Source organism: Pandoraea sp., from assembly GCF_041919235.1.
Taxonomy (GTDB): Bacteria; Pseudomonadota; Gammaproteobacteria; order Burkholderiales; family Burkholderiaceae; genus Pandoraea.
In genome coordinates, this window is the sequence record NZ_JAYRUC010000002.1 from 226,916 (window position 1) to 238,856 (window position 11,941).

The 11,941-nt window shown below is 64.5% G+C and carries 12 protein-coding genes; 8 read left to right on the plus strand and 4 right to left on the minus strand.

Annotation, left to right across the window (positions count from 1 at the left end; all coding sequences use genetic code 11):
* The first annotated feature begins 176 nt into the window (after positions 1–176).
* Positions 177–473, plus strand: a complete 297-nt coding sequence (locus ACE3UG_RS02625; RefSeq protein WP_374619207.1) for a hypothetical protein — start codon at positions 177–179, stop codon at positions 471–473.
* Between the two features lie 113 nt (positions 474–586).
* Here the strand turns inward: ACE3UG_RS02625 and ACE3UG_RS02630 are convergent, their stop codons facing one another.
* On the minus strand, positions 587–1,480 hold the full coding sequence (locus tag ACE3UG_RS02630) for a LysR family transcriptional regulator (protein ID WP_374619210.1): 894 nt from the start codon (positions 1,478–1,480) through the stop codon (positions 587–589).
* A 144-nt stretch (positions 1,481–1,624) separates the two neighbouring features.
* Between ACE3UG_RS02630 and ACE3UG_RS02635 the strand changes: the two genes are divergently transcribed.
* The 7 genes from ACE3UG_RS02635 (at position 1,625) to ACE3UG_RS02665 (ending at position 10,074) form a co-directional block, all read left to right on the plus strand.
* Positions 1,625–2,332, plus strand: coding sequence for a glutathione S-transferase family protein (locus ACE3UG_RS02635; RefSeq protein WP_374619212.1), 708 nt, complete (start codon positions 1,625–1,627; stop codon positions 2,330–2,332).
* 16 nt (positions 2,333–2,348) lie between these two features.
* Positions 2,349–3,323: a pyridoxamine 5'-phosphate oxidase family protein gene (locus tag ACE3UG_RS02640; protein ID WP_374619214.1), complete on the plus strand. Its 975-nt coding sequence runs from the start codon at positions 2,349–2,351 to the stop codon at positions 3,321–3,323.
* Positions 3,324–3,798: 475 nt separating this feature from the next.
* Positions 3,799–4,656, plus strand: coding sequence for a DMT family transporter (locus ACE3UG_RS02645; RefSeq protein ID WP_374619216.1), 858 nt, complete (start codon positions 3,799–3,801; stop codon positions 4,654–4,656).
* A gap of 116 nt (positions 4,657–4,772) precedes the next feature.
* Positions 4,773–5,669, plus strand: coding sequence for a LysR substrate-binding domain-containing protein (locus ACE3UG_RS02650; RefSeq protein ID WP_374619219.1), 897 nt, complete (start codon positions 4,773–4,775; stop codon positions 5,667–5,669).
* 113 nt (positions 5,670–5,782) lie between these two features.
* Positions 5,783–7,117, plus strand: coding sequence for an argininosuccinate synthase (gene argG, locus ACE3UG_RS02655; RefSeq protein ID WP_374619319.1), 1,335 nt, complete (start codon positions 5,783–5,785; stop codon positions 7,115–7,117).
* A gap of 218 nt (positions 7,118–7,335) precedes the next feature.
* Positions 7,336–8,739, plus strand: a complete 1,404-nt coding sequence (locus tag ACE3UG_RS02660; protein WP_374619221.1) for an HdeD family acid-resistance protein — start codon at positions 7,336–7,338, stop codon at positions 8,737–8,739.
* Positions 8,740–8,901: 162 nt separating this feature from the next.
* Positions 8,902–10,074 carry an alpha/beta fold hydrolase gene (locus ACE3UG_RS02665; protein WP_374619224.1) on the plus strand — a complete coding sequence of 391 codons (1,173 nt, stop codon included), beginning with the start codon at positions 8,902–8,904 and terminating at the stop codon, positions 10,072–10,074.
* Positions 10,075–10,373: 299 nt separating this feature from the next.
* On the opposite strand, the gene ACE3UG_RS02670 is transcribed toward ACE3UG_RS02665, so the two are convergent.
* From ACE3UG_RS02670 to ACE3UG_RS02680, 3 genes are all read right to left on the minus strand, one after another.
* A complete protein-coding gene (locus ACE3UG_RS02670) occupies positions 10,374–10,544 on the minus strand; it encodes a DUF6726 family protein (RefSeq protein WP_374619322.1) in 171 nt (56 codons plus the stop codon).
* Positions 10,545–10,787: 243 nt separating this feature from the next.
* On the minus strand, positions 10,788–11,069 hold the full coding sequence (locus ACE3UG_RS02675; RefSeq protein ID WP_374619227.1) for a DUF1653 domain-containing protein: 282 nt from the start codon (positions 11,067–11,069) through the stop codon (positions 10,788–10,790).
* 69 nt (positions 11,070–11,138) lie between these two features.
* Positions 11,139–11,930: a hypothetical protein gene (locus tag ACE3UG_RS02680; RefSeq protein WP_374619229.1), complete on the minus strand. Its 792-nt coding sequence runs from the start codon at positions 11,928–11,930 to the stop codon at positions 11,139–11,141.
* Between the last annotated feature and the right edge of the window lie 11 nt (positions 11,931–11,941).

Here is an 11,941-nt window from a genome sequence, read left to right on the forward strand (position 1 = left end):
GCTGCGCGAGGCGATCGATACACTTGCATCAACGTTTCCACGAAGGCCTCGCGCGCCGAGTGCATCTCACGGCGCCCTCGCCTTCGCGAATCGATCCGACTCACCGGCTTCATTGCCCACGCGCTCGCAGCGCCATCTCACGATGCATCCGCCTGCGAGCACCTCTGGAGGACACCATGAAACGCATTCTTATCCTCGCTGCCCTGGGCGCTGCCGCCGCTGCCGCTTCGGGCGCTGCATCGGCTCACGTCGACGTTGGCGTCTATCTGGGCATGCCCGCGCCGTACGTGGCCGCACCGCCGGTCTACGTCGCGCCGCAGCCCGTGTATGTTCAGCCGCGTCCGATGTACGAGGCCCCGCGCCCGGTGGTCTACTATGGTCGCGATCGCTGGGACGACTGGCGCGATCGCCGCTGGGAGCGTCGGCATGATCGCGGCGAGCACCGAGGCTGGCGTCATCGCGACGACGACTGATCTCACACCGAACGAAGCGGCCCGCCGGTTGGCGCCGGTGGGCTTTTTTTGGCGGGAAGCGGCTTCGTCGCTTTCCGCGTTCTTTTGTCTAACGCCCACCGTTGCGCCGCCGCTCACACCATCGGCACGTCGCGCAACGCGCGCTTCATCCATTCGACAAACGCCCGCGTTCGCGACGGCAGCAACCTGGCATGCGGATACACGATGCTGACGGGACGTGCCGGCCCCTCGTAGTCAGTGAGTACGCGCACCAGCCGCCCGTCGGCCAGCGGCGCGGCGACCTGATAGGAGAGGAAGCAGCCATAGCCCATCCCGTCGATGCACGCCTCGACGGCCGTGAACCCGTGACTGATTTCGAGATTGCCGTCGACCGCGACGACTATCTCGCGCCCCCCTTCCCAGAACCGCCACTGTCCGTAGCCGCCGCCATGCGTGCGGATACAGCGCTTTGCGGCCAGCTCACGCGGATGCGTCACCTCCCCCTGCTCCGCCAGACACGCCGGACTCGCCACCACCACGCGACGAATCGCGCCGATGCCCTGTGCGACAAGGGTGGAATCGTCCAGTGGCGAGATGCGAATGCCGACGTCGATGCCTTCTTCCCAGAGATTCACCACGCGATCGTTGAGCAACAAACGGCATTTGACGGCTGGATACGCGCGTAAGAATCCGTATAGCGCAGGCGCGACGTGCAATTGCCCGAACAGCACCGGCGCCGTGACCACGAGGGTGCCGCTCGGCGCTTCGTGCCGCGCGGCCAGCCGGGCTTCGGCCTCCTGAAGCGCGCTCAGGATTTGACGACACGTGTCGAGATACGTCCGCCCCTCTTCCGTGAGCGAGATGCGGCGCGTTGTCCGGTTCAGCAGACGAACGTCGAGCGACGTCTCGAGTGCCGCCAACGTACGCACGACAGCAGGAAGCGATGAATCGAGCGCGCGCGCCGCAGCGCTCAGGCTGCCCTGATCGACGATGGCGACGAACGTCTGCATGGCACGTAGTTTATCCATGGCGCCCATCATTACTCCAATTATCGGAGTGGTCAAATCAACTTTACGGCATTTATCCGAAAATCGGCTTGATGGAGAATGGGTCCATCGCGTGACGGCGCTGTCAACAGGGCCGACGCAACGCGCTTACCACAGAGACGCCCGATGAACCACCCTGCCGACGCACACGGTCAAGCCCCCGTTCACCCCATTCGCCCCACTCGCCCCACTCGCCCCGTCCGTCCGATCCGGCTATACCGGCATGCCATTTCCGGTCACTGCCATCGCGTCGAGTTGATGCTGCATCTGCTGAACCTGCCTTTCGAGTCTATCGACATCGACCTCATGACCGGGGAACACAAGCAACCGGCATTTCTCGCAATCAACCCGTTCGGGCAGATACCGGCCATCGACGACGATGGGCGAGCGCTGGCCGATTCGAACGCGATTCTCGTGTATCTCGCGAGTCGCTACGACGCTGGCGGCACATGGCTGCCCCGAGATGCCGAGGCGGCCGCCAAGGTTCAGCGCTGGTTGTCGGTGGCCGCCGGCGAGCTGGCATTCGGCCCGGCGGCCGCGCGCGTGGCGGTCTTGTTCAAGCGCCCCATCGACACCACCGCCATGATCGAGCGCGCCACGCTGCTGCTCTCGCGCACCGAGGCCCATCTGAGTGGGCCGCACGCAACGCCGTTTCTGGCGGGTGACACGCCCACGATTGCCGATGTCGCATGCTATGCGTATCTCGCGCATGCCCCCGAGGGCAATATCTCGCTCGAACCGTATCCAGCCGTGCGCGCATGGCTGGCCCGTGTGGCGGGGCTGCCGCGCTTCGTGCCGATGGCATCGACGGCTTGCGGCCTGAACGCCGCCTGAACATCAGGAGTCCATCATGAGCGCACCCGGACTGACGGCAAGCCCCGCGGCGCCGTTCCACGCAGGTGAGTTGGCCGTGCAGACGCGCGCCGGCTCTCGCGACGCAATGGCCGAAGTCGGGGCGCGCGTCATTCGTACCGCGATGCCGGATCAGCATCGCCAGTTCTTCGCACAGTTGCCGTTTGTGGTGGTGGGTGCGCTCGACCTGCACGGCCAGCCCTGGGCAACGCTGTTGAGCGGCACCCCCGGCTTTGTGCACGCCCCCGACCCGACGCTGTTGCGCGTGAACACCGTGCCGCCGCCGACCGATCCGTTGTACGGCGTCGCGACGGTGGGCGCATCGATTGGCATGCTGGGGCTGGAGCCGTCGACGCGCCGCCGGAATCGCGTCAACGGTCAGATTATCGAAGCGGATGCGCACGGTTTTGCGATTCGCGTCGCACAGAGCTTCGGCAACTGCCCCCAGTACATTCGCAAGCGTGAGATCACGCCACACGGCCATGACGAATCGCCTCGGGCGGAGCCTCCCCAAACGTCGCTCGACGACGACGCGCAACGGCAAATCGCCAGCGCCGACACGTTCTTCATCGCCACCCACTACGCAGGAGAAGGGGCGACCGAACGCAGTGCGGGCACGGATGTTTCGCATCGCGGCGGCAAGCCGGGCTTCGTGCGTGTCGACCACGCAGACACGCTGACCTGGCCCGACTTTCGCGGCAACGCCTTCTACAACACGCTAGGCAATCTACATGTCAATCCGCGTGCGGGATTGGTATTCGTCGACTTCGCGTCGGGCGATTTTCTGCACGTGGCGGGCGATGCCGAAATTCTCTGGCAGAGCGAATCGGACAGCGGCTTTGAAGGTGCCCAGCGACTCGTGCGCCTGCATGTGCGCGAAGTTCGGCGCGTGCGCGGCGCCCTGCCTGCCGAGTGGCGCGACGGCGAGGCGTCTCCCAGCGTCGAGCGCACCGGCGCATGGCCGGCAGCCTGACGTCGCGGCCTCCCCCTGCGCTTGCAGCACGCAAAAGCGCCGTGTAAAGTGTGGGCACGCCCGTCGAGTGACGGGCGTCATTTTCGCCCTCATCGATCCATGACTGCTCACGCGTCCCTCCGACTTGCCGTAGCACCGCCGCAGCGCGGGGTGGGCGCACGTCTGCGCGGACGTTTAGCAGCCGTCGCACCTCCTCCCCCGCCGACCGGCGTAGCACCACCCGCTGTGGTGGTCGCAAGCGTGAGCCCCGTGGCCTGACGCCACGGTTGGCGCGCTGGGCGTTCATCGCCTGGCACAACGCCTTTTCATCCAGATTTCAATTTCGATCCGCTTGTCTGCAGAGCGTGCATCGCGCATGACGATGCGTCGTCGCGCCGCGCATGCGACGGCATTGCGTGCCGGGTAATGGCGTCGGTCAGCCGTTTCCCACGGGTGCGGTGCCTGGCAGGCGGACATCCTGTTCAGGGGAAGATCGATGCAACTCGAAGGTCTCGCGTGGCGCCGACGTGGCGCCACGCTTCTGTTTGTCTTGCTATGGAGCGGCGGCGCACTGGCCGCCCAATGGGGGCTGGCGCATGCGTCGGCGTTTGCGTTTCTCGTCATCCGGCTCGGCGTGGCGCTGACGGCGCTCACACTCGTCGCGCTGACGCGCCGGCAATGGTGGCCGGCCGCCGGCACCCGGTGGCAAGTGGCCGGCACCGGTTTGCTGCTCATCGGCGGCTACCAGGCGGCGTATCTGCTGGCGCTCGCGAACGGCATTACGCCCGGCGCGCTCGCCACGGTGCTGGGCGTGCAGCCGATTCTCACGCTCGTGGCGCTCGAGCGCGGGCGCGACACGCGGCAGATCGCCAGACTCGCCGGACTTGCCGTTGCGCTGGCGGGTCTCGCGCTTGTCCTCGGCCAGAGTCTGCTCTCGGCCCGGCTCTCGGCGACAGGCGCCGTGTGGGCGCTGATCGCGCTCGGATGCATGACACTCGGCACCCTCGCGCAGAAAGGCTCGCGTCAAACGCCGCTCGACGTGCTGCCGCTGCAATACGCGGCCGGACTCGCCCTGGCGTTGCTCGTCGCGCCCACGCAACCGTGGCACATCGACGCGTCGTTGGGCTTCTGGCTGCCGCTGCTCTACATGGCGCTGGTCATTTCGGTCGGCGCCACCCTGCTGCTCTACCGCATGATCGCAACGGGCAATCTCGTCACCGTCACCAGTCTGTTCTATCTGGTGCCCGTGGTAACGGCACTGCTCGACTGGGGCCTCTTCGACCATCGGCCCACGGCGCTCGCCGTCGCTGGCACCGCGGCGATCCTGCTGGGACTGCGGCTCGCGCTTCGATAGGTTGATCGAGCGCCATCTAGGCTAAGATTGTCAGTCTCTGGGTGACAATGACGAGGCAAACCCTCTCGTTGTCACCTGCGCTTTCTCACATCTTGCTCACGACCGGAATCTCATCGATGGATTTGCTCGACGACATGCGTATCTTCGTCAATGCAGTGGACGCGATGAGCTTTACGGGCGCGGCGGCGAAGCTCGGGCTCTCGAAGCAGTTCGTGAGCCGCCGCATCTCGTCGCTGGAGCAGGCGCTGGGCGCGCGTTTGCTGCTGCGCACGACACGACGGCTCGCGGTGACGGACCTTGGCCGCGTCTATTACGACCGCGCGCGACGCATTCTCGACGACGTGGAAGCCGCCAATCTCGCCGTGAGCAGTCAAGGCGAGCGGCCGCGCGGCAACTTGCGGGTCTCCGCGCCGATGTCGTTCGGTACGATGTTTCTCGGATCGGTCATTCCGTCGTTCCTCACGACCTTTCCGGACGTCACGATCGAGCTGGAGTTGAACGACCGTACCGTCGACATCATCGGCGAAGGCTACGATGTGGCCGTGCGCATCGGTGCGCTGGCCGACTCGTCGCTCATCGCCCGGGCGATCGCACCCATGCGGATGGTCACGTGCGCCAGCCCGCGCTATCTCGAAACGCACGATGCGCCGCAAACGCCGGACGACCTGCACGCCCACGCGCTGCTGCCCTATGGACACAGCCAGCGCGTGAATTGGACCTACACGCGGGACGGCCACTCGGTCGAAATTCCCGTGGCCGGACGCTTGCGCGTGAACAACGGCGAACTGGCGCGCGACGCCGCCGTGGCCGGACTTGGCATCACATGGCTGCCGGTATTCATTGTCGCGCCGGCCTTGTTGAGCGGGCGGCTGGTGACGGTGCTCGACGAATTTGCGCCCGCGCCGTCGGCGATTCACGTGGTCTACCCGCAGCATCGTCAGGCATCGCTCGTGATTCGCGCATTTTCCGACTTCCTGTCGTCGGCATGCAGTGTGGCGGGCGCGCAATGGTGACGATTTGGGGGAAAGCCGAGCGTCCCGGTGCACGGGAATCGGCCGTCAGACTTGACCATCCATAGCCCGGACGGGGATACTTGACAGGTTAAAAACCCAGCTTTTCCATGCCGATGACCACGATTCTGCAACACATTCCCACGGGACAACGGGTCGGTATCGCCTTTTCAGGCGGTCTCGACACTAGCGCTGCGCTGCTTTGGATGCGCAAGAAAGGCGCAATTCCCTACGCTTACACGGCCAATCTGGGTCAGCCGGACGAACCCGACTACGACGATATCCCGCGCCGCGCCATGGCTTACGGCGCCGAGAACGCCCGTCTCATCGACTGCCGTGCGCAGCTCGTGGCCGAAGGTATTGCCGCGTTGCAGTCGGGTGCCTTCCACATCTCGACCGCCGGTGTCACGTACTTCAACACCACGCCGATCGGCCGCGCCGTCACGGGCACCATGCTCGTCGCCGCGATGAAGGAAGATGACGTCAATATTTGGGGCGATGGCAGCACGTTCAAGGGCAATGACATCGAGCGCTTTTATCGCTACGGTCTCTTGACCAATCCGGGCCTGCAAATCTACAAGCCGTGGCTGGATCAGACGTTCATCGATGAACTCGGTGGCCGCAAGGAGATGTCGGAATTCCTGATCGCCAACGGTTTCGATTACAAGATGTCGGTCGAGAAGGCGTATTCGACGGACTCGAACATGCTGGGGGCGACGCACGAAGCCAAGGACCTCGAGCATCTGAATTCGGGCATCAAGATCGTCCAGCCGATCATGGGCGTGCCGTTCTGGCGCGACGACTGCGCGATCAAGGCTGAAACCGTCACCGTGCGCTTCGAAGAAGGCCAGCCGGTGGCCCTCAATGGCAAGACATTCGCCAGCGCCGTCGACCTGTTCGAAGAAGCCAATCGCATCGGCGGCCGTCACGGCCTGGGCATGAGCGATCAGATCGAGAACCGTATCATCGAAGCGAAGAGCCGCGGCATCTATGAAGCCCCGGGTCTCGCGCTACTGTTCATCGCGTACGAGCGTCTCGTGACCGGCATTCATAACGAAGACACCATCGAGCAATATCGCGAGAGCGGTCGCCGCCTGGGCCGTCTGCTGTATCAGGGCCGCTGGTTCGACCCGCAAGCCATCATGCTGCGCGAGTCGGCCCAACGCTGGGTGGCGCGCGCGGTGACCGGCGAAGTGACCATCGAGCTGCGTCGCGGCAACGACTACTCGCTGCTCGACACCACCTCGCCGAACCTGACGTACAAGCCGGAACGCCTGACGATGGAAAAGGGCGAGTCGGTCTTCACGCCGCTCGACCGTATCGGCCAGCTCACGATGCGCACGCTCGACATCGTCGACACGCGCGAAAAGCTCATGACCTACGCCAAGGCAGGTCTGCTCAGCGCGTCGAGCGACGACGCCCTGCCGCAGCTCGAAGGCAAGAAGGACTGAGTCGGCCGGTTGACGCAGCGCCCCGCGAGGCGTTGCGTCTGTGCGGTTGGCCGCAACAGGCGGCGCGCCCTGAAAAGGGGTGCGCCGCCTTTGTTTTTGGCCGGTCGCGATTCACGCGCTAAGATAGGGGCCAAATAAGCCATATCCCAATCCTCCCGCATTCGGGGTGCGCGCCATGTCCGGTGGTCGGGACAGGCGCATGCGATGGAGACCCTGCGTTGGTACGTCTGATACTGCTATTGCTCGGCGTCGAATATTTGCGCCGCCGGGCCCGCGCCCTGATCTGGATCGGCGCGATTTTCTTCGCTTTCGGGTTGGCGTTGATCGTCGACGCGCTCGACGGTGTGGTGCACTTCCCGCTCAAGGTGTTCGCCTGGTTGCTGCTGCTCGAAGGGCTGGCCACGCTCGCCATTGTCAGCGTCGGCGTGGGAGGCCAGCGCATCGTTCGCGGACTCAAGGGCGGCACGTTCACGGGCGCCGCGTTGCTCGTCCTTTTCTTCGATCAACGGCATGGCAACTTCTGGCTGTCGATGCTCTTCGGCACCCTGTTCCTCGCCGACGGACTGTTGCAATGCGTCGCTGCCTACGTCGTGAGGTATCCGCGATGGGCCTGGGCCATGGCGGGCGGTTTGCTCGAGATCGCCGTCGCGATCTTCTTCTACCAACCGTATCCCACGCACTACAAAGGCACGCTGCCGTACGCCATCGGGTTGGGCCTCGCATTCACCGGCTGGAATGTGTTGGTACTCGCCATGCGTGCGCGGCGCATGCGCCGCGACTTCCGCGTCGAGCAGATTCTCGGCAGCCCGGAAGACAAACGCCACTTATGGAGCGACCGCCCGCGCGCCCCTCGCTGGGAGGGGCCGCCCGCTGAATCCGAGCCAGCCTTGACGGTGCATGTGTGGACGCCATCGGGCTCGTCCAAGGCGCCGGCGCGCCGCCACCCGGTGATCGATCGTTACATCGCCGCGGTCGACAAGAATGGGGTCATCTCGACAGGCCATGCCGCGCTGGAGAGCCATGAAGGCGTGTATGTGAGTCTTTATCCCGCACAGGAAATCGACCGCTCGCCGGACCAATTCGGGCAACTGTTGCGCGCCACGCGCGAAAACGACGTGCCTGGCGTGTTTCAACCGGACTATGCAACGGAGTCGAAGGCCTGGTGTCCGTCCACGGTCAAGGTCCGCATTCGCAATTACAGCCCTCGGCAATTGAACGCGTTTTGGCAGACCTATCGTCAGAACGCCACGTATAACCTCACACATCGCAACTGTTCGAGCAGCGTGGCCATGGCGCTCGAAGCGGCCATCGAAGGTCGCGTCGGCCAATGGCACGGCGGTGCCGACGCTGGCTGGTGGACATTCGTGCGACTGTGGCTCACCCCCGAGCTGTGGGTTGCGGCGCAATTGCGCAAGCGCGCGGAGACGATGGCGTGGACGCCTGGCCTGGTGCTCGATTACGCTCGCGCGGTCAGCATGCTCGTCGATCCGCGTCCGTTCGGCTGGATCACGATGTCGTCGCTCGCGCTGCGCCGCATGCGCCGAGCGCGCCGCGCGTGGCGCGACGCCGCCGAGCAGGCCGCCGTCGCGCAAGCGCAGGAAAATCGGGCATCGCATGGCTGACGGCGCCCACGGCGCCACGACGGGAAACGATCGAGACCTCGGCAAAGCGACGACGTAACGCCATTTGTACCGGCCGAGGCAACGGCAGCAGACGTCGGGGCAGCGCGGGATCGTGATTCGCGCGCCCTTCAAATGCAAGTTCCAATATGAGGATGGGTCGACATGTTCAATCGCCTATGGCGCATCGCGAGCGCCGCCCTGTTCGCCAGTCTGGTCGTCGGCCGTACCGCGCACGCAATCACGCCCGACGCCGCGCCCGCCACCATTCCTCACGGCGCCATGGTCGACCGGCAGCCGCTCGAGGCCGATCACGGATTGCCCGAGGCGGGCGAGCAGTTTCGTATTCGTTACAGCTCTATCGACGGCGTTGGCGGTATTGAAGCCCGCGAGGACACGGGCGCCGTCTTCCTGCCGAAAGGCGCAACGCCGCCCGGTGGATGGCCCGTCGTCGTGTGGGCGCATGGCACGGTGGGTGTCGCCAGCACGTGTGCGCCGTCGCTCAACGTGCGCAGCCAGCGCGACATTCAATATCTCGGCACGTGGCTCTCGCTCGGTTTTGCCGTCGTGGCGCCCGACTACCCGGGCCTCGGGTCGCGGGGGCTGCATCACTATCTGAATTCGCGCGCGCAAGCCTACAGCGTGCTCGACAGCCTGCTTGCCGCGCGCAGCGTCTTTCCGTTGCAGAACCGTGTGGTGCTCGTTGGCCAATCTCAGGGTGCGCATGCCGCGTTCTCGGCGGCAGGCTACCAGCCGCAGTACGCGCCAGACGTCAAAGTGATCGCGACCGTCCTCACGGGGACGCCGTATTTCAACGCGCAGACGTCGGCGGCCATGCTTTTCGCGAGCCAACCCGATCCGGGCGCACCCGACCCGAAGATTCCCTACGCCATGTATCTGTTCCTGTCGGCCGCCGACCGCGATCCGACGTTACGGGCGTCGCGCTACTTCTCGCCGCAGGCGTTGCCTGTGCTGAACGAGGCCCGCACGCTTTGCATTGGCGAGCTGACCGATCACTCCACGGCTGCGGGCCTCAACGCGGGCAACAGCATGCAACCGGACATCCAGAAACTGCTGGATAACCTGACCCCATCGCTTCGCTATCCAACGCTGCACATCAAGCATCCGGTATTCATCGGCATCGGCATGAAGGACATCGACGTGCCCGTCGTCATGCAACAGGCGTTTGCGCGCGATGTGGCCCAAGCCGGTACGACCACCGTCGTACATCGATATGACGGGCTCGATCACGATGCGACGGTCAATCCGTCCCTGCGCGATTCCGTGCCCTTCGTCCTGGATCAAATGGCATCGAGAAAACGTGCGCGCGCACAATAATTAGAGGATTGACTCGGAATTCTTGGATCGAGACAGGGAAGACACTCGACGAAATATCAAATAAGCCATTGATTTCAATGAGTTTATTTTCAGTTGCGACTACGCAACATGCGGCCACTTACGTAAAAATACATATGGTGCATCGCAACACGTCGTCCTATACTGAATTCGTCTCCTCCATGTCTCCTCCTGATATGGATTTAAGCCCGCATCGCGCGGGCTTTCTTTTTTTCTGCGGCCGATTCCTGCCCGCGAATCACGCACCGCCGTCCGGCGCATAGACAACGCGGCCGAGGCGATCAGTCGATGGCTGCGGCGCACGCGTCTGTCGGGGCTGCCAGCACGCCCCCCACCCCCGGTACAATCTTCAGCCCCGCCGATGCCACCCGGCACGGTGCGGCCAGCAACCCGCATCCGGACACCGACGTCACGAACGGGAGAATCGCGAACAAGGCCCACCATCGGCGCAGCGTGCGCGGCGCGGGCTTCGAGATCGATTCCGCGTCGCCGGCTCCCGAGGCGCCGGGACTGCGTTCGTCGAATGCCTCAGCGCAGGGTTGTGAAACGGTCATGGCCGGAGGACGCATCGGGGACAGCATAGTCATTGGGGGGTGTCCTGAAAAAGGCGGATTGCCGATCGCGCACGCGATCCGAGACAGGCGTTGATAGGCGTGGCGTTGGCAGGTGTCGCAACGCGGCGAATGACACGCGGCTCAGGCCGCAGGCGTTGTGTGGCCGATGAACGTGAAGCGCGGCACGAGTCCGGCGTCCGTCATGACCGGCGCATTCCAGATACGCAACAGCCGGGTACTCATGGGTAATCCGTCACGCGGATAGAGCCGCGTGTAGACAACCACCGGTTCATCGGTCTCATCGGCACGGGCGATGCCCAGCGCGAGATAACAATTGCCTTTGTAGTGACGGTAGACGCCGGCGCGGAACGCCTCGATTTCCGGCGTGGATTCCGCCGACGGCGCGGGCACATTCGTGAACATCGTCCTCTTCTCCTGCATACGACAGCCGGATACGATCCGGCCCTAAAGAACACACACCGCCGTCCCGCGTCAGTGCGGAACGGCGATGCCTACCGATTTCGCCAATGGCGCGGGCGAGATGCCGGAAGCACCGCGGAACGGCTCGTCCAGATTCACAATCAACGCGATCACCATTCCGATCGCGCCCATATGGATCGCAATGATGAAATTGCCCTTCCAAGAGCCCGGATACCGGCCATTCATCGCCATCGCCGCCAGCATGAAGAGCGAGATGACCCACCAGAACACGCCGGGCACGGTCTTCGTCGAGTTCTCGAAGCGTCCCTGCCGCGACTCTTCCAGACGGTCGAGCAAGGTCCGAATCGAGCTGGCGCTGTCCTCATGGCTCGCGACGACACGTCGTGTGGCGCCGACAAACGCCGTCAATGCCGCTTCCGTCGCTGGCGACAGATCGGGATCGGCGGTGCTCAACGTCTTCCACTCGTCGGTGACGGCAGACGTCACGTAGCCGCGCAGCAGCACGCGCGCGGCTTGCGCATCGGCGTCGCCCACCGCCTTGAGTTCGCGATCGAGACGCCGCACAACCGACGCCTCGTGCAGCGCCTGATCGTCTGCGTGGCCAAGGTTGGCCCGCACGTCGGTCAACACGTGGGCGAGCACGAAGACGATAAACGCAAGCAGGCTGCCATGAACGACATCGGCGACCGTGCCGCGAACCTCGGACGGATCGGCCAGCCGATCGAACAGCCAGACGCGTGCAAGCCAGGCGACGACAACGGCGATAAGCGCCGTGCCGAGCGCCATGCACACGAGCAACAGCGCCGTGGGCATCAACGTCATTCGGTCAACCAACCATTGCATTCGCGCACCCT

Excerpts from the sequence above, each read along its gene's own strand:
- ACE3UG_RS02625 (WP_374619207.1), top strand. The coding sequence starts at position 177 with ATGAAACGCATTCTTATCCTCGCTGCCCTGGGCGCTGCCGCCGCTGCC.
- ACE3UG_RS02630 (WP_374619210.1), bottom strand. The coding sequence starts at position 1,480 with ATGGATAAACTACGTGCCATGCAGACGTTCGTCGCCATCGTCGATCAG.
- ACE3UG_RS02635 (WP_374619212.1), top strand. The coding sequence starts at position 1,625 with ATGAACCACCCTGCCGACGCACACGGTCAAGCCCCCGTTCACCCCATT.
- ACE3UG_RS02640 (WP_374619214.1), top strand. The coding sequence starts at position 2,349 with ATGAGCGCACCCGGACTGACGGCAAGCCCCGCGGCGCCGTTCCACGCA.
- ACE3UG_RS02645 (WP_374619216.1), top strand. The coding sequence starts at position 3,799 with ATGCAACTCGAAGGTCTCGCGTGGCGCCGACGTGGCGCCACGCTTCTG.
- ACE3UG_RS02650 (WP_374619219.1), top strand. The coding sequence starts at position 4,773 with ATGGATTTGCTCGACGACATGCGTATCTTCGTCAATGCAGTGGACGCG.
- argG (WP_374619319.1), top strand. The coding sequence starts at position 5,783 with ATGACCACGATTCTGCAACACATTCCCACGGGACAACGGGTCGGTATC.
- ACE3UG_RS02665 (WP_374619224.1), top strand. The coding sequence starts at position 8,902 with ATGTTCAATCGCCTATGGCGCATCGCGAGCGCCGCCCTGTTCGCCAGT.
- ACE3UG_RS02675 (WP_374619227.1), bottom strand. The coding sequence starts at position 11,069 with ATGTTCACGAATGTGCCCGCGCCGTCGGCGGAATCCACGCCGGAAATC.
- ACE3UG_RS02680 (WP_374619229.1), bottom strand. The coding sequence starts at position 11,930 with ATGCAATGGTTGGTTGACCGAATGACGTTGATGCCCACGGCGCTGTTG.